We start from the raw sequence: 17,535 nt of genomic DNA on the forward strand, positions 1-17,535 counted from the left end.
GAGGCGGCGGGGGATGCATCGGAGCGGCGGGTGGGTCCCGGATCGGTCGCGCTGGCGCGAGACCGTCCGGAATGACGAAGAAGAAGGGGATTTGGACCTTCCCACTTTTCGTCATTCCGGACCGGATCGCCGCAGGCGGAACGGATCCGGAACCCACGCAGCGACGGGTGCGAGGAGGGCTGCCAGGTGGACCTGATCGAGGTGTTCCTCACCGCCGGGTTCTGGGCGGCGATGATTCGGATCGCCTGCCCGCTGATCCTCGGCACGCTGGGCGAGCTGATCTGCGAGCGCGCAGGGGTGCTGAACCTCGGCATCGAGGGCATCATGACCGCCGGCGCCATGGCCGGCTGGATGTGGGTCTACCAGGGCGGCGATCTGTGGGGCGGGGTGCTGTTCGCGGCGTTCGTCGGCGCGGCCTTCGGGCTGATGCACTCGGGCTTCACGGTCTATCTCGGGCTGTCGCAGCACGTCGCCGGCATCGGGCTGACCATGTTCGCCTCGGCGCTCAGCTTCTTCACCTTCCGGATGCTGCTGCCGTCCAGCACCACGCCGCCGAAGATCCAGCCGTTCCAGCAGATCAAGGTGCCGGGGCTGAGCGACCTGCCGTTCGTCGGCGACGCGTTCCTGAACCACACGCCGCTGACCTATGCCACCTTCCTGGCGGTGCCGGCGGTGATCTGGGTGCTGTACCGCACGCCGGTCGGCCTGGCGGTGCGGATGGCGGGCGAGAACCCGGTGGCGGTCGAGGCCCAGGGCATCGACGTGCTGGCGGTGCGCTGCGGGGCGGTGATGGCCGGCTCGGCGCTGATGGCGGTCGGCGGCGCCTACCTGACCATGTCGGCGTTCGACGCCTTCTATTTCGGCATGGTCAACGGCCGGGGGTGGATCTGCGTCGCCCTGGTGATCTTCGCGTCGTGGCGGCCCGGCAAGGCGCTGCTCGGCGCCCTGCTGTTCGCCGGGCTCGACGCCCTGCAGGTCCGGGCCCAGCAGTTCGCCGGCGGCGCCATCCCCTACCAGTTCTTCCTGATGCTGCCCTACCTGCTCAGCATCGCCGCCATGGTGGTGATGGCCCGCAAGGCGCGCTATCCCAAGGCCCTGCTGGTGCCGTACCGCCGCGGCGAGCGGCACTGACGATCGTTCCGGGAGGTCAACCATGCTCGACCTGATCCTGCGCCGCGCCGTCCTGCCGTCCGGCGGCGAGCCGGTCGACATCGGCGTGAAGGATGGTCGGATCGCCGAGCTGCGGCCGAACCTTCAGGCGTCGGCGGCCGAGGAGATCGACGCCGAGGGTCGGCTGGTCACCGCGCCGTTCGTCGACTCGCACTTCCACATGGACTCGACCCTCAGCTATGGCCTGCCGCGGGTCAACGAATCCGGCACCCTGCTGGAGGGCATTGCGCTCTGGGGCGAGCTGAAGCCGGAGCTGACCGCCGAGTCCGTGAAGCAACGGGCCCGGCGGCTGTGCCGCTGGTCGATCGCCCGCGGGACCCTGGCGATCCGCAGCCATGTCGACACCTCCGACCCCAGCCTGCTGGCGGTACAGGCGCTGCTGGAGGTGCGCGACGAGATGAAGCCGTGGATCGACGTGCAGCTCGTGGCGTTTCCGCAGGACGGGGTCCTGCGGACGCCGGGCGGGCGCGAGAGCCTGGAACGGGCGCTCGACCTCGGGGTCGACGTGGTCGGCGGCATCCCGCATTTCGAGCGCACCATGGCCGACGGCGCGGAGTCGGTGCGGCTGCTGTGCGAGATCGCGGCCGAGCGCGGCCTGCGGGTCGACATGCATTGCGACGAGAGCGACGACCCGCTGTCGCGCCATGTCGAGAGCCTGGCCTATCAGACCCGGCGGCTCGGCCTGCACGGCCGGGTCGCAGGCTCGCACCTGACCTCCATGCACTCCATGGACAACTACTACGTCTCCAAGCTGATCCCGCTGATCGCCGAGGCCGGGCTGCACGCCATCCCGAACCCGCTGATCAACATCACCCTGCAGGGCCGCCACGACACCTATCCGAAGCGCCGCGGCATGACCCGGGTGAAGGAGCTGATGGCCGCCGGGGTGAACGTCGCCTTCGGCCACGACTGCGTCATGGACCCGTGGTACCCGCTCGGCAGCCACGACATGCTGGAGGTCGCGAGCATGGGCCTGCACGTCGGGCAGATGACCGGACGCGCGGAAATGCTGGCCTGTTTCGATGCCGTCACGGTCAACGGGGCGAAGGCGCTGGGGCTCGACGGCTACGGGCTGGCGCCCGGTTGCCGGGCCGACATGGTGCTGCTGCAGTGCCGCAGCCCGATCGAGGCGCTGCGCCTGCGCCCGGTCCGGCTCGCGGTGATCCGCGCCGGCAAGGTGATCGCCCGCACGGCGGCGGCCGATCCGGTGCTGACCTTGGGCGGGGCCGAGGAGACGGTCAGCCTGGACTTCTGAGGTCGGTGGCCCCGGGGCTCGTCGCTCCGTGGGTCCCGGCTCTCCGCGGCTGCGCCGCTGCGGCCGGGATGAGGGGGGATGAAAGTCTTCCGACGCCCTCATCCCGGACGGCCGCGCCTGCGCGGGCGAGCCGGGACCCATGAGCCGACGGCTGCTCCGCTCCGGTCCTCACGCCGCTCCGGCCCGCCATTCGGACAGCGGAATGAAGCTCGGCACCTTGCGCGGCGCCTCCGGCAGCATCGCGATGAACTCCAGGGAATGGCCGTCCGGGTCGTCGAAGTAGACGCTGGCGGCCGGCATCCAGCTCAGTACCACCGGCTCGTCGATCGGCTCCTGGCCGTTCTTGGTCGGCGTCAGCCCGGCGGCCTTGAGGACGTCGACCGACCGCTCGACGTCCTCCAGCGCCACGTTGAAGGCGATGTGCAGCCGCATCGACATCGGCGCCGTGCCGACGCCCCACAGCCCCAGCATCGCGGTGTCGGGCTTCGGCACCCAGAAGAACGCGACGTTGCGGTCCTTCACGACATGGGCCAGCGGCAGTCCGAGGACGTCGCGGTAGAAGGCGATCGAGCGGTCCAGGTCGCGGACCGTGAGGTGGGCCTCGTACAGGCCCCTGATGGGGACGATCATGACAGTCACCTATTTTACAAGATAAATCTTGTAAAATAGGTGACTGTCGAGCTCCGACAAGAGAGTTCCGGTGCGATAGGTGGATTCCGGAGTCCGTTACGCGGCTCCGGAATGACGAAGGAGGGGGAGGGGCGGACGTTCACCCCAATCCGTCATCCCGGTGCGTTCGCGAAGCGGGCGACTCCGGGATCCATGGTGCCGCCCGTGCCCCTCTCTGCCCCGGTCCCCCTCAAGCCAGCGGGATCTTCGTCTCCCGGCCGCCGTCCTCGGCCGAGACGTAGCCGGCGTAGATCGTGGCGATGGTGTCGGCGGCGAGGCCGCTGTCGCTCTCGGCCGGCTCGCCATGGGCGACGGTGCGGTAGAACGCCTCGATCTCCTGCGGGAAGCCGTTGGTGTGGTCCTCGTCCGGGACTGCGGGCGCCCAGCCCTGCTTGGTGCCGAGCTTCTCGACCAGGTAGACGTCCGCGAACGCCGCCTCGTCGGGGTTGTAGGTCCGCATGGTGTCGTTCGGGTTGATGTTGCAGACGGCGCGGTGGTTGTTGGCCATCACCTCGAGCCGGTTCTTGATGCCGCCCATCACGATCTCCGAGGCGAACACGGTGGCCAGCGTGCCGTCCTCGAAGGTGACGTGCAGCATCGCCGCGTCCTCGATGTCGTTGTAGTCGGTGCGCAGGTGCCCGGCGTCGCGGTAGCCGGGCAGGCGGGTCAGTTCGTGGATGCGGGCGCTGACCGTGGCCGGGCGGATCGGCCTGCCGTCGCGCGCCCTGCCCTCGACCCGCTTCAGGTACAGCAGCGCGCTCAGCGGGTGGCAGCCCTTGCCGACCGCCGAGCCGCCGCCGGCGAACTTCCAGTGGCCGTAGGCCGGCGAGTGCGAGCCCGAATGCCCCTGCTCGCCGTGCATCCACAGGATCTGCGCGCCGGTCTTCTCGATCACCTCGCGCTCCTTCTGGACCGCCGGCATGTACACCCAGTTCTCGGCGTACAGCACGTCGGCATTCGACTCCGCCTCGGCGTCCAGGATCCGCTTCACGCTGGCCATGGCGGCATCGAGCGCCGCTTGCTTCGGCCAGGTCCGGCCGTCGAAGCCGTCGCTGCCGTCGCCGAAGAAGCCGGTGAACGGCTTCTCGACGATCGGGTAGACCCCGCGCCGCAGCGCCGCGATCGCCATCGCCTCGTGGGTCACCGGCGGGGTGCAGACGTGCACCACGTCGACCTGGTCGAGCAGGGCGTCGAGGTCGTCGAACACCGCGATGCCGCGCGGCCCGGCGAACGCCTCGGCGCTGTCGCGGCTGCGGGAATGCACGCCGATCACCTCCGGCGAGGCTCCGTACACCCGCTCGACCGCCGCGTAGTGGAACGAAGCGGCGAACCGCGACCCGACGATGCCCGCTCTGACCCGCGTCTTCTGGCGCATTCGACTTCCCCCCGATTGCTGGGCTTTTCCGGAGCCTCGCCCGCCCAGCCCGGCGGGGCAAGTCGCGGAGCGGCGGGTGGGTTCCGGAGCCGGGTGCTGACGCACCCTCTCCGGAATGACAAAATGGGTGGGTGCCCGCCCCCCTCCTGTCGTCATCCCGGAGAGTCCCGGCCTCATGCCGGGACGGCTCCGGGACCCACGAAGCGACGGACACTCAGGAAGTGCGGACAGCGGGCAACGGTTACGGGATCAGCACCTCGCCCTGCATCAGCCGGCGGGCGGTGCGGAACACCAGCGCGCTCTTCGCCTCGCCGTCCTCGACCTCGGCGCCGACCGACAGCACGCCCGACGGGTTCGCCACCCGAACCTCGTCGCCGCCGGAAGCGCGGGCGAGCGCGTGGGCGACGGTGCCCGGCAGCCGGGCCGCCACCCCCAGGCACATCGCCCCGGTCAGCGGCACCGCCCGGTGGGCGCGCTCCATCGAGATCATGCGGACCGCGATGTCCTGGGCGACGGCGCCGACCGTCTGGCCGTCGAGCGTCGTGTAGCCCGCCGGGGCCGCCAGCATCGCGACCTTGGGCACCGACAGCGGCGCGTCGTCGGGTCGGGCCGCCATGCCCATGGCGACCGCGGCCCGCCGGCGGATCCAGTCGAGGGCGGCCATGACCTGCGGGCGGGCCTCGATGGCGTCCGGCAGCTCGGCGCCGGTCAGCCCGAGATTCCCGGCCGCCACGAACACGATCGGGTTGGCGGCGTCGACCATGCTGACGGGTACCGGGCCGAAGCCGGGCACGTCGAGCACGTCGCGCGGCTTGCCGGTCGGCAGCAGCCGGCCGGTGCCGGCGCCGCCGGGATCCAGGAAGTCGAGCCGGATGCGCGCGCCGGTGCCGGCGACCCCGGCGATCGCGAAGTCGCCGGTCACCACCGCCTTGCCGCCGGCGACCGGGAACCGGGCGTGGATCACCTTGGACGTATTCACCTGGTGGATCCGGACCAGGGCCTCGCCGTCGCCGGCCGCGACCAGGCCCTCGTCGACCGCGAACGGGCCGACCGCCGAGGACAGGTTGCCGCAGTTGCTGGCCCAGTCGACCACCGGCCGGTCCACCGAGACCTGGGCGAAGGTGTAGTCGACGTCGCAGTCCGGCCGGGTCGGCGGGCCGATGATCACCGCCTTGGACAGCGACGAGATGCCGCCGCCCATGCCGTCGAGCTGGCGGCCGTAGGGATCCGGGCTGCCGATCACCGACAGCAGGATCGGATCGAGGACGGACCGGTCGGCCGGCAGGTCGCGGGCGTGGAAGAACACGCCCTTGCTGGAGCCGCCGCGCATGAACACGGCCGGGATCGCGCGCTGGCTCATGGCGTCAGGCCTTTCCCGCGAAGAAGCGGCGGATCTCGGCGGCGGCCAGGTCCGGCTCCTCGACGTGCACGAAGTGGCCGGAGCCCTCGGCGAAGCCGATCTCGACGTCCGAGAAATACTCCGGCAGCACGTCGGCCCATTCAGAGCGCAGCACCGGGTCGTGCCGGCCCCACAGCACCCGGGACGGCACCTCGATCACCGGCGGCTTCGGCGCGGTGCCGGCCATGGTGGCCAGCCGGCCGGCATTGGCCGAGACGTACCAGTTGAAGCCGCCCTGCAGGTTGCCGGGCCGCAGGAAGTTGTCGACCCAACGCTCCAGCACGTCGTCGAACGCGTCCTTGCGGTGGCACCAGTGCTTCAGGAAGTGGCCGATATAGGCCCGGCAGCTGTCGCGGCTGGCCCCGACGAGGTCGGCGGCGAACGGCATCTGGTGGAAGGTCTGGTACCAGATCTCGTTGATGTGGCCGGGCGCGCGCCAGCGCTGGCCGACCCCGTGGGTCGGGCAGTTGAAGAAGAACAGCCCGGCGGCGCGCTCCGGGTAGCGCACGCCGATCCGCTGCAGCACGTAGGCGGCGACGTCGTGGCCGACGAAGCCGGCGCGCTCCAGCCCGATGGCGTCCATCAGCGCGACGATGTCGTCGGCCAGGACATCGGCACCGGCCCGGTCCGACCGCCCGGCATCCGGGTTGCCGCTCTGGCCGAAGCCGCGGAAGTCGGGGGCCAGCAGCCGGAACCCGTCGGACAGCCGCTCGATCACCGGCTCCCAGGTCGCCCAGAACTCCGGCCAGCCGTGCAGCAGCAGCAGCGGCGGCCCGTCGCCGGCCTCGGCCAGGTGCATGGGAAAGCCGTTGATCTTGTGGAACGAGTGGCGGATGCCGGTCACGCGGTTCTCCTTGCGGCCAAGGCGTGGCTACAGCCAGCCGATGCGGCGGAACACCAGATACGGGAGGACGGCCGAGGTGGCCATCAGCGACAGGGCGAAGGGATAGCCCCAGGGCCAGTCCAGTTCCGGCATGAAGTGGAAGTTCATGCCGTAGATCGAGGCGATCACCGTCGGCGGCAGGAACACCAGGGTGGCGATCGAGACGATCTTGATGATGGTGTTCTGCTCGTTGCTGATCATGCCGAGGGTGGCGTCGAGCAGGAAGGTCACCCGGTCGGCCAGGAAATGCGCGTGGTCGGTCAGCGAGGTGACGTCGCGGCCGAGGGTCTTGATCCGGCCGCGCACCTCCTTGCCGGTCCTGCCGCCCAGCGTGGCCTGGCCGAGATAGGTGGCGAGCCGGCCGATGCTCAGCAGGCTCTCCTGGATCTTGGCGTTCAATTCGCCCTTGCGACCGATCTCGCGCAGCACGTCCTGGTACTCGATCTCGCTCTGGCGGCGGGCGGCCCGCGGCAGGAACACCTTCACCGACAGGGCGTCCATTTCCACCGACAGCCGCTCCAGGGTGTCGGCGGCGCGGTCGATCACGGCGTCCAGCAGGCCGGTCAGGACGCCGGCGGCGTCCTCGTCGGCGCCGGGTTTCTGGCAGCGCGCGGCGAACAGCTCGAAGGAGCGCGGCTCGCTGTAGCGGATGGTGACCAGCCGGTCGGGCGTCAGCACGAAGGTGATTGGACGGGCGACCGGTTCCTCGGTGTCGGTCCTCGAGAGCACCGTCGCCGTCATGAACAGGCTGCCGTTGTCCTGGTAGAGCCGGCTCGAGGCCTCGATCTCCTGCATCTCCGCATGGGTCGGGACGTCGATGCCGATCGCCTGCTCGACCAGCGTCTCCTCGTCCGGGGTCGGGCGGAGCATGTCGATCCAGACCGCGCCGGCCGGGATCCCGGTGGCGCCCGCGATCCGGTTCAGGCGTCGGTCCTGTCTCACGTAGACGTCCAGCATGCCCCGCTCCTGGATCCGGCCGCCATCTCAGAGGCTTTCGTCGGTCGGGCGGTAGAGATAGCCGCCGCCGGCGCGCTCGATCCGGGCGAAGCCGGGAAACGGCACATGGGCGCCGGTGACCCGGATGCCGTCGGTCGCGACTTCGTCCAGGATCCGCCGGCGGGTCGCGACGGCGGTCTCCGGGTCGACGTCGAACACGAAATACCAGTCGGGCCGGGCCATCTGCAGCGCCGGCAGGTGCACGACGTCGCCCCAGATCAGCAGCGGGTCGGACCCGTCGATGCGGTAGCCGACATGCCCCGGGGTGTGGCCCGGCAGCGCGACCATGGTGATCCCCGGCACCACTTCCGCGCCGGGATTGGCGATCGTGGTCCGCCCGCTGTGGGTCGCGAAGCCCTTGCGGGCCATGTCGAGCTGGCCGCGCTGCAGCTCGCTGAGCTGCTCGGGCGCGTCCCAGAACGCCCGTTCCGCCTCCGAGACGATCATCTCGGCGTTCGGGAACACGCTGCGGTCGCCGTCGTACAGGCCGGCCACGTGGTCGCCGTGCATGTGCGTCATCAGCACGGCGTCGACGTCCTCCGGCCGCAGTCCGGCGGCGGCCATCGCCTGCAGCAGGTGGCCCAGGCCCGGGCCGCGGATGGTGCCGTTGCCGGAGTCGACGAGGTACAGCCGGTCCGGCCCGACGACCGCGAAGGCGTTGACCGACACCGCGAGGTCGCGGGCGTCGACCCCGCGCGGGGCGGCCACCGGCAACGCGTCGTCCAGCGCGACGCCAGGCAGCCGGGACAGGTCGAAGTCGACATGCCCGTCGCACAGCGCGACGACGCGGTAGCCGCCGGCGTCGGTCGCCACCGACCGGCCGGCGGATCGCCTTATGCCGGCGGTGACCGGTGCCTCGGTGGTGCTGTCGCTCTGCATCGCATGCCTCCCGGGTTTCGCGACGCTAGCTCAGCAGGCCGTGCGCCGCGTGCCAATCCCGAAGCGACAGATCGGGATAGCCCGGGTGGACGACGTCGCCGTCGCGGATGTCGGCGCGCACCCAGTCCGGCTTGTCGGCCAGCATCATGTGGACCACGTGCGGCGGTGTGGGCAGCGGCGTGTCGATGGCGCTGGCGAACGGGTGCACCAGTTCCGGCCAGGTCGGGTCCCACACCCACAGCGCCGATCCGCAGTGTCGGCAGAACCGCCGCTCGGCCGAACTCGGCCGGCCGTCGATCGTCGCGCTGAAGACACCGACGTGCTCCTCGCCGGTGACCGTCAGGCTGCCGGCGTGGGCGCCGAGGTTGATCGCGAAGCCGCCGCCACCGTCGGTCTTGCGGCAGATCGAGCAGTAGCACCGCAGGTACGGTACCGGCGCGTAGGCGTCGCAGCCGAACGTCACCGCGCCGCAGCGGCATGATCCTTCGAGGTGCACGGCCTGTCCTCCTGCAGTTTGCCGGCCTCATCCCGTTTGCCGGCCTCATCCAGTTCGCCGGGCGGCCCGTAGTGAACCATATCCCCGCCTCGAGGTTCTCATTCCCACCGGGCAATGCTACCAGCAGTGTGGCCCGATCATCGTCACCGGAGATCCAGGTTTCATGACCGCCGCGACGCCCCTGCGCTTCCTCTGCCTCGCCGTCCTCTGTCTCGGCCTGCTGGCGGCCGCCCCGGCCGCCGCGCAGCTGCCGGGGCTGCCGGCCGCCAGCGGCGGCGAAGCCAAGACCGCCGGCGATCTCGAGCAGCTGGTCAAGACCCTGGAGGATCCGCAGCGCCGCGATCAGCTGGTCCAGGACCTGAAGACCATCCTGGAGGCACAGCGGAAGGCCCGCGAGGCCGAGAAGGCAGCCAGCGTCAGCGCCCACCTGGGCGATGCGGTGGCCAACCACACGGAGCGGGTCGGTGCGGTATTCCAGCGCTTCGTCGACTGGCTGGGCACCTTCGACCAGATCCCCGGCTGGATCGCCAAGCAGGTCGAGGACCCGCGGCGCCGGGCGTTCTGGACCGAGGTCGGCACGGTGGTCGGGCTGACCCTGCTGGCGGTCGTCGTGGCGCGATGGATCGTCGGGCTGGCCCTGCGGCGGCCGATCCGGCAGCTTCGCAACTCCGACCCGTCGAGCGTGCAGAGCCGGGTGTTCCTGGCGATCGCCCTGTCCCTGGTCGAGGCCTTCATCGTCGCGGCCACCATCGCGTCCGGCTACGCCATGCTGGTGGTGCTGAACGGCCGGCAGGCGATCGAGGACGGCGCCCTGGTGCTGGTCATCGCCTGGGCGATCCAGACCGGCGTCGGGGTCGCCGCCCGGTTCGTGCTGGCGCCCTACGCCGATCACCTGCGGCTGCTGCCGCTGAAGTCCGAGACCGCCGCCTACCTGTATGTCTGGGCGATGCGGCTGACCACCGTGGTCGCGATCGGTTTCGTCGGGTCGCGGCTGGCGGTGCCGTTCGGAGCCGGCGAGGTCGGGGCGCGCGGCATCGAGACCGCCGCGGCGCTGGTGTTCGCGATCCTGGTGGTGGTGCTGATCCTGCAGAGCCGCGACGACTTCGCGACGGTGATCCGCGGGCCGCGGGGCCAGCAGATGGGCAGCCGGGTGCGCCGCCGGCTGGCCGATATCTGGCACGTCCTGGCGATGCTCTACGTGCTGGTGGCGTTCGGCATCTTCGTGTCCGGCGAGCAGGACGGCTTCGTGTTCCTGGTCCGGGCGACCCTGGTCACGCTGGCCGCGTTCTTCGCGGCTTTTCTGCTGGCCCGCGCCGCCCACCGGCTGATCGAGCGGCTGTTCCGGATCGACGACGACCTGAACCGCCGGTTCCCGGGGCTGCGGCAGCGGGCCGGGGTGTACCGGCCGATCCTGACGCGGACGGTCGACGTCATCCTGCTGATACTCGCGATCGGCGTCACCCTCGGCGCGTGGGGGCTCGACCTCTACACGGCACTCGGCCCGACGGCGCGCGGACGGCTGCTGCAGAGCGCCGTGGTGATCGCCGTGGTGGTGGTCGTCGGGGTCGGCATCTGGGAGTTCGCCAGCGGCGCGATCCAGCGCTCGCTGTCCAGCACCTATCCGGACGGCACGCCGCGGCAGCCGAGCGGACGCGCCAAGACCCTGCTGCCGCTGCTGCGGCGGGTGATCTCGATCGCGCTGTTCACCTTCGTCGGGCTGATCGTGCTGTCGGAGATCGGGGTCGACACCGCGCCGCTGCTGGCCGGTGCCGGTGTCGTCGGTCTGGCCATCGGCTTCGGCTCCCAGGCGCTGGTCCGCGACATCATCACCGGCCTGTTCATCCTGATCGAGGACACCATCTCGGTCGGCGACGTGGTCACCGCCGGCGGCCACACCGGCGTGGTCGAGGACATCTCGATCCGGACCCTGCGGCTGCGCGACGTCGAGGGCTCGGTGCACACCGTGCCGTTCGGCGACGTGACCAGCGTCGTCAACATGACCAAGGACTTCTCCTACGCCCTGCTGGACGTCGGGGTGGCGTACCGCGAGGACACCGACCATGTGAGCCGGCTGATCCAGGAGGTCGCGGAGGAGCTGCGCCAGGACGCCGAGCACGGCGAGAAGATCCTGGAGCCGGTGGAGATCTTCGGGGTGCAGGAGCTGGCCGACAGCGCGGTGATCATCCGGGCGCGCCTGAAGACCAAGCCGGTCCTGCAGTGGGGCGTGAAGCGCGAGATGCTGCGCCGCCTGAAGAAGCGCTTCGACGCCGAGGGCATCGAGATCCCGTTCCCGCACCAGACCCTGTACTTCGGCGTCGACAAGGACGGCACTGCGCCGCCGGGCCGGATCCTGCTGGAGGCCGAGAAGGCGGCGGCGGCGCTGCAGCGCCCGGCGCCGGTGGTCGAGCACGAGCCGGTTCAGACCGTCTCGGCCGAGGAGAAGGATGCCGCCCGCGCCGAGCAGAGTGCTGCCGAGCAGACCGCGAAGGACGAGGAGAAGAAGCGCGACGGCTGACGGTGCGGGGGGGGGGGTCGCGGGGGGTCGCGGGCGCCCGCGCCGGCCGAGCCGCCGGCCCGGCCGGGGGCGACCGGCGCGATCCGGCACGACGGCCGTCGCGTTCCGGAAGGTCGCCAAGCCGGCGCGATCCGCCTAGGATCCGCCTCCCGATTCCAGGAGGAGACCGCCATGCCGATCGCCCAGCCGTCCGTCAGCCTCGACGAGGCCCGCACCATCATCGCCGCCGCCTTCGCCAAGGCGGCCGAGCTCGGCCTCAAGCCGCTCGGCGTCGCGGTGCTCGACGCCGCCGGGCATCTGAAGGCGTTCGAGCGCCAGGACGGCGCCAGCCCGATGCGCATGGAGATCGCGGTCGGCAAGGCCAACGGCGCGATCGCGCTGGGCATCGGCTCGCGGGCGATCTTCAAGCGGGCGCAGGAGCAGGCCTACTTCGTCAACGCCGTCAACACCCTGGCCCGCGGGTCGCTGGTGCCGGTGCCGGGCGGCGTGCTGATCCGCGACGGGGACGGCGCGATCGTCGGCGCGGTCGGCATCAGCGGCGACACCTCCGACCAGGACGAGGCGGCGGCGATCGCCGGCATCGCGGCGGCCGGGCTGGTCGCCGACCCGGGCTGACCGGGCGGCGGTCGGCGTCCGCCGGTCAGTCCTCCGGCGTGTTCAGGTACCGGGTCAGCGACGGGATCATGTCGGGGGTACGGCCGTCCGCGGTGCAGGCCACCAGGCCCCGTTGGGCGCCGGACCCGCTCGCAGCAGGGGCCCGGGGCGATATCGTGGCCGGGGTCGGGTTGGGACATGAGAAAGAGAGTTCCAGTCCAACCACGAGATCCGTTCCGGCAGATCGAGCCGGTCGAACTCGGCGGGCTGCATCGATAGGATGTATTCCAGCCGCCGGGACCGGCTGCCGGCTCGGCCTGCCGACCGGGTGCAGGCGCCGGCGGTTTGCGCGGAGGGGTACCGCATGCGGGAAGTCGAGCCGCTGAACGAGAGGGATCTCGCCGAGGAGCGGCGTCGCTACCGGCGGCATGCCGGTATTCCTGCGGTCGTCGAGGTCGCCGGGGCGGTCTGGACCCTGGTCGACGTCTCCCTCGGCGGCTTCGGCGCCCGGACCACCGAGCTCCTGCCGCGGGAGGGCGAGACGATCACCGGGCAGATCGTCGGGACCGAGCGCGGCGAGGCGTTCCGGATCGGGTTCGAGGGGCGGGTGGTTCGCGTCGATCCCGGCAACCGCCTCGTGGGCGTCGAGTTCGGCGATCTGCCGAACGCCGCGCTCGACCGGCTGATACATGTCCTGGCCGTACTCGAGCAGGAGTGGCGCGCGCGCATCGAGCGCCTGGACCGCGAGCAGCGCATGGCGGAGCTGCGGCGGTACCTCGTGCGTGCCGCCGGCGCGCTCGCGCTGGTGACCGGGGTGATCCTGGTCCTTGCGCTGGTCTGGCTGTCGTGACGCGCTGCCGGTTCAGGCCTTGTCGAGAGAGTAGCCGTCGTCCCGGAACAGGGTCAGGCAGGCGTCCGCGATCGCCGGGTCGTAGAGCGTGCCGCGGCCGCGCTCGATCTCGGACAGCGCGGACTCGACCCCGAGACCGGGACGGTACGGCCGGTGCGAGGTGATGGCGTCGACCACGTCGGCGACCCCGATCACCTTGGCCTCGTCGATGATCCGGCCCTCCCGCAGTCCCTGCGGATAGCCGCTGCCGTCGAGCCGCTCGTGATGCTGCAAGACCATTTCCTTGATCGGCCAGGGGAACGTCGTCCTCTCCAGGATCTCGTAGCCGACCTGCGTGTGCGACTTGATGATGGCGAGTTCCGCGTCGGACAGCTTGCCTGGCCGGTTCAGGATCTCCGACGGAACCGCGACCTTGCCGATGTCGTGGATCATGGCGCCGAGCCGCAGGCCTTGCAGCTTGAAGGCGTCCCAGCCGAGCTTCCTGCCGATCGCCTCGGACAGGGCGGCGACGCTCGCCTGATGCCCGGCGGTATAGGGGTCGCGCTTCTCGATGGTCGCCGCGATGGCCGTCACCGCGCCGAGGGCGGCGTTCTCCAGTTCCGAATGGAGACGGGCGCGCTCGGCCTGCAGCCGGAGTGCCCGCACCGCGAGGCCGACGTTCTGGGCGAACTCCTGGATCAGCCCGATCTCTTCCGCGTCGAACACGGCGGGGATCGAGCTGTAGAGGTTCAGGGCGGCCAGTACCTGGCCGTCCGCCATGATCGGGGCTGCCACGGACGAGAACAGCGAGTGGTTCTCGGCGTGCTCGAGCCAGGGCTCGAAACTCTCATCGCGCTGCAGCTCGTGGGCGACCTCGATCTCGCCTGACCGGATCGCGCGGCCGGTCGGCCCGCGCCCGAGGTCGTCGTCCGACCAGTGGACCACGATACCGTCCAGATACGACGACTGGGTCCCGGCCCGGGCGACCGGGCGCACCAGCTTGTCCGGCCCGTCCTCCGGCACCCCGATCCAGGCCAGCGCATACCCGCGGGCCTCGACCAGGGTGGCCACCGTGCGCTCGAATACCTCGGCTTCGCTGCGGGCCGCGAGGATGTCGGCGTGGCAGCGCAGTAACGCTTCGCGGACCGACGCCAGGTGGTCGGCGCGCAGCTCCGCCTGCTTGCGGTCGGTGATGTCCATATGCGTTCCGGACATCCGGAGCGGCGATCCGTCCGGTGCCCACTCCACGACCTTGCCGCGGTCGAGGACCCAGATCCATCGGCCGTCCTTGTGGCGCATGCGCGCCTCGCACTCGTAGAAGTCGCGCTTGCCGGCGAACACCTCCTCGAGGATCGCGCCGGAGACCGTCAGGTCGTCCGGGTGGGCGAGACGCTCCCAGGTGTCGATGGAAACCGGCTCGAGTTCGGCAAGCGTGTAGCCGACGATCTCAGCCCAGCGGTCGTTGAAGACGGTCTGTCCGGTCTGGACGTTCCATTCCCAGGTGCCGACGTCGGTGCCCCAGACCACCTCCCGCAGGCGCTCGCGTTCCTGCAGGACCTGCCTCTCGGTGGACCGCAGCGCCGTCACGTCGAGGATGCTGACGGCGACGTGCCGCGCCTGTTCTTCGGTCCGGGGCAGGGGGACGACGACGAAGGCGGCCAGCTCCGTCCCGTCCTCGGCCCGGAACATCGCTTCCTGCTCCGTTCGACTGGCGCCGTCCCAGATCGCGCAGAGCTCGTTGATGAAGGCTTCGCGGGCGCCCGGTCCGAAGAATGCATCGATCCGGGTCTTTCGGTCGTCGTCGGACTGGAAACGGAACAGCCGTACCGCTGCCGGATTGCACCGCAGGACCTTGACCTCGGCGGCGAGGTCGTCGACCAGCGCGGGGTACTGCGCCAGATGCGCGCGCAGGTCCTCGACACCGGACTCGCGCAGCCGGCGCATGGCGCGATAGACGCCGGAGATGTCCTCTTCGAGCAGGGCGGTCGCGGTCGTGTCGAACAGGTTCTGCAGGCGCTCGTGGCTGTCGCGGAGGATGCTGTCGAAGTGCTTGGTCCGCTCGATCTCGCGCAGCATGAGGCCCATGAGGACAGTGCCGAGGGTGAGGGTTCCGACGTAGGCCAAGGCGGGGCCCTTCAGTACATCCTCGACGTAATCGAGCGGCAGGAGGGCGAACCAGAGAACCGCAGCGGTGTGAACGGCCAGTCCGAGGGCCAGCAAGGGCAGGACGTCGAGCGCGAGCAGGTCGCGGACGTACCGGTGCCGCAGAAGAAGCCCGGCGGCACTCGCGGTTGCGATGACCAGCACACCGACCGTGGCACCCGCACCGCCGAGGTGGAACCGGTAGGCGGCGGCGATCGTCGCCGAGATCGCTGCGACGACGGGGCCGCCGAACAGAGCGCCGACCGACAGTATGACCGTTCTCGCGTCGAATATAATTCCCTCCCAGACGGCCATGGTGGCCGCCATCGAGAGAACGGCGGCGCCTCCGAAAAGCAGCCCCGACGCGATGGTGGCTCTCGAGCTGAGTGAACGGTTCGCGATCACACGGTCCAGAAAGACCACCGCCACGATCAGTCCGGTGTTGTGTGCGAACTCCATGAAGTACGTGTTCGCCATGCCGTTCAGGGCCATGTCGCTTCCGGAAAGAGACGAGCTGGTGCTCGATATGAATACAATCGCATTCAGCGAGTTAACGTCATTGGTTGTATCCTAAGAAACAGCTTGGAATACCGCCGGTCAATTGGGCAAGATTTGTTGTGCTTTTTTGCTAAAGGCCGCCAGGTGTGCTGGTCGGGCGTGAATATTGCGCCTTTGAAGCTGTGCCGTCGTGGCGAAGGCCAGGAAGCGAGCGGTGCCAGGCGATGGATGACGCTGGCAGCCAGACAACCTTCGAAAGGGACTTCGAGCGTCTGCTGAGAGCGCAGACGCCGCTGATCCACGTCAATACCTTCGAGGAAGATCGCGTCGTCGCGACGCTTCTCAGGACCGCCAAGCGGATCGGCCGGCACGTGCTGATGTGGAGCACCGCCAAGGGCGTGTTCAACCCCAATGTCGAGGCCGGCGAAAAGGGGCATGCCCTGCCGCTGGCCGACCTGGCCGCCGCCCTGCAGGCATTCGAGCAGACGATGGAGAACAGGCATGCCCAGAAGGACGGCATGCTCTTCGTCCTGTTCGACCCGTATCCGTACCTGTCCGACCGGGCCAGCAACAACCCGGTCTATCGACGGCGCCTGCGCGAGTTCGTCGGCCAGATCAGGACGGAGGGCTGGCCGGCAAGCTGCGTGATCGTGGCGCCCAGCCTGAACGTGCCGTACGAACTGGAGCACGACGTCACCGTTATCGACTACCCGTAGCCGACACGCCAGGAGGTGCGGGCCTATGTCGCCCGTTTCATCGACGGGGCTGCGCGGTCGGGGGCGGTCGCCGTCCCCGACGACCCTGAAGCGCTCATCGATCAGCTGGCCGACGCCGCGGTCGGGTTGAGCCAGCGCGAGCTGGAGAACGCCATCGCCTACGCGACCGTCGACGATCTGGCGATCGACGAGTCCGACGTGCAGCAGATATTCCGTCAGAAGCGGCAGGCCATTCGGAAGTCCGGCCTGCTCGAGTTCGTCGACACCGGCGGCCTGTCGCTCGACGACGTCGGCGGTCTGGCGCGGCTGAAAGGCTGGCTGCACCGTCGACGCCACGCGCTGGGCCGGGCGGGGGCCGGCTTCGGGCTGGCGGTCCCGAAGGGCGTGCTTCTTACCGGCGTCCCGGGGTGCGGCAAGTCATGGTCGGCGCGCTGCGTAGCCGCGGCATGGGGGCTTCCGCTGGTTCGCCTCGACATGGGGCGGATCTTCGATTCGCTGGTCGGCGCCTCGGAAGCGCATATGCGGAACGCGATCGCGGTATCGGAGGCGGTATCGCCCTGCATCCTGTGGATCGACGAAATCGAGAAGGGGCTGTCCCGGCCCGGCCAGCAGGTCGGCGATTCCGGCGTGTCCCTGCGGGTTCTGGGCACCTTCCTGACCTGGCTGCAGGAGAAGACCAGCCCGGTGTTCGTCGTCGCCACCGCCAACGACATCCTGCATCTCCCGCCGGAGATCGTCCGGAAGGGCCGGTTCGACGCAGTCTTCTTCGTCGACCTGCCCGACGAGGACGAACGCCGTGCGATCCTGGATATCCACCTGAAGCGCGTGGACCGGGCGGACGATCCGCTCGATCTCGACGCCCTGGTGGAACTGTCCGGATCGTCGGACGGCCTCGACCGAGGCGGGATGACGGGCGCGGAGATCGCCGCCTGGGTCGACGATGCCATGCTGTACGCCTTCGAACGGTCGCTCGACGGGGAGGCTCCCGACCTGTCGCACGAGGACTTCGTGCGGGCCCTGGACGAGATGCCGATACTGGCGAAGATCCGCGACAAGGACATCGCAGCGCTGCGCGGCTGGGCGACCGCGCATGCGCAACCCGCCTCGTAGGCGGCCGCC

At 70.1% G+C, this 17,535-nt stretch carries 15 protein-coding genes; 7 read left to right on the plus strand and 8 right to left on the minus strand.

Annotation, left to right across the window (positions count from 1 at the left end; all coding sequences use genetic code 11):
- Window positions 1–186: 186 nt before the first annotated feature.
- Both IE246_RS02575 and IE246_RS02580 read left to right on the plus strand, forming a co-directional pair.
- Window positions 187–1,131, plus strand: coding sequence for an ABC transporter permease (locus IE246_RS02575; RefSeq protein ID WP_189987337.1), 945 nt, complete (start codon window positions 187–189; stop codon window positions 1,129–1,131).
- Between the two features lie 22 nt (window positions 1,132–1,153).
- Window positions 1,154–2,425: an amidohydrolase family protein gene (locus tag IE246_RS02580; protein WP_189987338.1), complete on the plus strand. Its 1,272-nt coding sequence runs from the start codon at window positions 1,154–1,156 to the stop codon at window positions 2,423–2,425.
- A gap of 168 nt (window positions 2,426–2,593) precedes the next feature.
- On the opposite strand, the gene IE246_RS02585 is transcribed toward IE246_RS02580, so the two are convergent.
- From IE246_RS02585 to IE246_RS02615, 7 genes are all read right to left on the minus strand, one after another.
- Window positions 2,594–3,055, minus strand: a complete 462-nt coding sequence (locus tag IE246_RS02585; RefSeq protein ID WP_189987339.1) for a VOC family protein — start codon at window positions 3,053–3,055, stop codon at window positions 2,594–2,596.
- Window positions 3,056–3,284: 229 nt separating this feature from the next.
- Window positions 3,285–4,469, minus strand: a complete 1,185-nt coding sequence (locus tag IE246_RS02590) for a Gfo/Idh/MocA family protein (protein WP_189987340.1) — start codon at window positions 4,467–4,469, stop codon at window positions 3,285–3,287.
- A gap of 241 nt (window positions 4,470–4,710) precedes the next feature.
- Entirely contained in the window at window positions 4,711–5,829 is a 1,119-nt protein-coding gene (locus IE246_RS02595) for a 2-methylaconitate cis-trans isomerase PrpF family protein (protein WP_189987341.1), read from the minus strand.
- 4 nt (window positions 5,830–5,833) lie between these two features.
- Window positions 5,834–6,712, minus strand: a complete 879-nt coding sequence (locus IE246_RS02600; RefSeq protein WP_229836258.1) for an alpha/beta fold hydrolase — start codon at window positions 6,710–6,712, stop codon at window positions 5,834–5,836.
- Between the two features lie 27 nt (window positions 6,713–6,739).
- Window positions 6,740–7,708: a magnesium transporter CorA family protein gene (locus IE246_RS02605; RefSeq protein WP_189987342.1), complete on the minus strand. Its 969-nt coding sequence runs from the start codon at window positions 7,706–7,708 to the stop codon at window positions 6,740–6,742.
- Window positions 7,709–7,735: 27 nt separating this feature from the next.
- Window positions 7,736–8,626: an MBL fold metallo-hydrolase gene (locus tag IE246_RS02610; RefSeq protein ID WP_189987343.1), complete on the minus strand. Its 891-nt coding sequence runs from the start codon at window positions 8,624–8,626 to the stop codon at window positions 7,736–7,738.
- Between the two features lie 25 nt (window positions 8,627–8,651).
- Window positions 8,652–9,122 carry a GFA family protein gene (locus IE246_RS02615; protein ID WP_189987344.1) on the minus strand — a complete coding sequence of 157 codons (471 nt, stop codon included), beginning with the start codon at window positions 9,120–9,122 and terminating at the stop codon, window positions 8,652–8,654.
- 163 nt (window positions 9,123–9,285) lie between these two features.
- Between IE246_RS02615 and IE246_RS02620 the strand changes: the two genes are divergently transcribed.
- From IE246_RS02620 to IE246_RS02630, 3 genes are all read left to right on the plus strand, one after another.
- Window positions 9,286–11,637: a mechanosensitive ion channel domain-containing protein gene (locus IE246_RS02620; protein ID WP_189987345.1), complete on the plus strand. Its 2,352-nt coding sequence runs from the start codon at window positions 9,286–9,288 to the stop codon at window positions 11,635–11,637.
- A gap of 171 nt (window positions 11,638–11,808) precedes the next feature.
- A complete protein-coding gene (locus IE246_RS02625) occupies window positions 11,809–12,252 on the plus strand; it encodes a GlcG/HbpS family heme-binding protein (protein ID WP_189987346.1) in 444 nt (147 codons plus the stop codon).
- Between the two features lie 343 nt (window positions 12,253–12,595).
- Entirely contained in the window at window positions 12,596–13,081 is a 486-nt protein-coding gene (locus IE246_RS02630) for a PilZ domain-containing protein (protein ID WP_189987347.1), read from the plus strand.
- Window positions 13,082–13,093: 12 nt separating this feature from the next.
- Here the strand turns inward: IE246_RS02630 and IE246_RS02635 are convergent, their stop codons facing one another.
- The gene (locus IE246_RS02635) at window positions 13,094–15,694 is read right to left on the minus strand and encodes an HD domain-containing phosphohydrolase (RefSeq protein ID WP_189987348.1); all 2,601 of its coding nucleotides are present in this window, start codon (window positions 15,692–15,694) and stop codon (window positions 13,094–13,096) included.
- A 230-nt stretch (window positions 15,695–15,924) separates the two neighbouring features.
- Here IE246_RS02635 and IE246_RS02640 point away from each other — a divergent pair, with 230 nt between their 5' ends.
- Entirely contained in the window at window positions 15,925–16,416 is a 492-nt protein-coding gene (locus tag IE246_RS02640; protein ID WP_189987349.1) for a Ycf46 family AAA ATPase, read from the plus strand.
- Window positions 16,417–16,431: 15 nt separating this feature from the next.
- Window positions 16,432–17,526 (plus strand): AAA family ATPase, encoded by a 1,095-nt coding sequence (locus tag IE246_RS02645; protein WP_189987350.1) that lies wholly within the window; start codon window positions 16,432–16,434, stop codon window positions 17,524–17,526.
- The last annotated feature ends 9 nt before the right edge of the window (window positions 17,527–17,535 follow it).

This window comes from Thalassobaculum fulvum (assembly GCF_014652915.1).
Lineage (GTDB): Bacteria > Pseudomonadota > Alphaproteobacteria > Thalassobaculales > Thalassobaculaceae > Thalassobaculum_A > Thalassobaculum_A fulvum.

Coding starts and splice junctions, on each gene's coding strand:
- IE246_RS02590 (WP_189987340.1), bottom strand. CDS start 4,469: ATGCGCCAGAAGACGCGGGTCAGAGCGGGCATCGTCGGGTCGCGGTTC.
- IE246_RS02580 (WP_189987338.1), top strand. CDS start 1,154: ATGCTCGACCTGATCCTGCGCCGCGCCGTCCTGCCGTCCGGCGGCGAG.
- IE246_RS02625 (WP_189987346.1), top strand. CDS start 11,809: ATGCCGATCGCCCAGCCGTCCGTCAGCCTCGACGAGGCCCGCACCATC.
- IE246_RS02605 (WP_189987342.1), bottom strand. CDS start 7,708: ATGCTGGACGTCTACGTGAGACAGGACCGACGCCTGAACCGGATCGCG.
- IE246_RS02595 (WP_189987341.1), bottom strand. CDS start 5,829: ATGAGCCAGCGCGCGATCCCGGCCGTGTTCATGCGCGGCGGCTCCAGC.
- IE246_RS02635 (WP_189987348.1), bottom strand. CDS start 15,694: ATGGCCCTGAACGGCATGGCGAACACGTACTTCATGGAGTTCGCACAC.
- IE246_RS02620 (WP_189987345.1), top strand. CDS start 9,286: ATGACCGCCGCGACGCCCCTGCGCTTCCTCTGCCTCGCCGTCCTCTGT.
- IE246_RS02610 (WP_189987343.1), bottom strand. CDS start 8,626: ATGCAGAGCGACAGCACCACCGAGGCACCGGTCACCGCCGGCATAAGG.
- IE246_RS02640 (WP_189987349.1), top strand. CDS start 15,925: ATGGATGACGCTGGCAGCCAGACAACCTTCGAAAGGGACTTCGAGCGT.
- IE246_RS02630 (WP_189987347.1), top strand. CDS start 12,596: ATGCGGGAAGTCGAGCCGCTGAACGAGAGGGATCTCGCCGAGGAGCGG.
- IE246_RS02585 (WP_189987339.1), bottom strand. CDS start 3,055: ATGATCGTCCCCATCAGGGGCCTGTACGAGGCCCACCTCACGGTCCGC.